Source organism: Nonomuraea spiralis (genome assembly GCF_014648435.1).
GTDB lineage: Bacteria > Actinomycetota > Actinomycetes > Streptosporangiales > Streptosporangiaceae > Nonomuraea > Nonomuraea spiralis.
In genome coordinates, this window is record NZ_BMRC01000103.1 from 1 (window position 1) to 527 (window position 527).

At 70.8% G+C, this 527-nt stretch carries 1 protein-coding gene; it reads right to left on the reverse strand.

Annotated features, from left to right (window positions below; all coding sequences use genetic code 11):
* Positions 1–383 (reverse strand): hypothetical protein (locus tag IEZ27_RS53500; protein WP_189654326.1); only part of this gene is annotated, 383 nt, incomplete at its 3' end.
* Positions 384–527: the final 144 nt, after the last annotated feature.

A 527-nucleotide genomic window follows, 5' to 3' on the forward strand; every position in this document is an offset into this window, starting at 1 on the left:
CGCGCGGGGTCCATGTCGAGGTCGGGCCGTCCCGGCAGCCCGCTGAAGCGCCACAGGTCGCCGCCGAACTCCCGCTCCTGCGGCGGGGTGTCCAGGGCGGCGAGCGTGTCGAGCTCGTCGGAGAGCGCGGCGGTCTGGATCGGCGGGGCCACCTCGGAGGCGACCAGGCCGTCATGGAGGGTGACGCGGGAGGCGCCGCGGTTGAGGATGTCGAGCAGCGGCAGCGTCCGGCGCGGCACGGTCCTGGCGATGTCCCGCCAGATCGAGCCTTTCTCGGTCAGCTCAGGATGATGGACGCTGATGGCCGCGAAGATCGCGTGGGTCAGGGGCGAGACCACGATCCGGGTGGCCGCGAGGTCGCCCACCTGGAAGTTCAGGCGCATGCGCCAATCGTCCGCTGATGATCGATTTCAGGCAATCGTCCGGTTGACTGCGGAACTGTTCGGTGCCTGGCCGAAGAGATTGTGCGCACCCCGGCGCCCCTCGATCATGACAGCGAACGGCCCGCCCCCGGCGTCCGAGGGGCC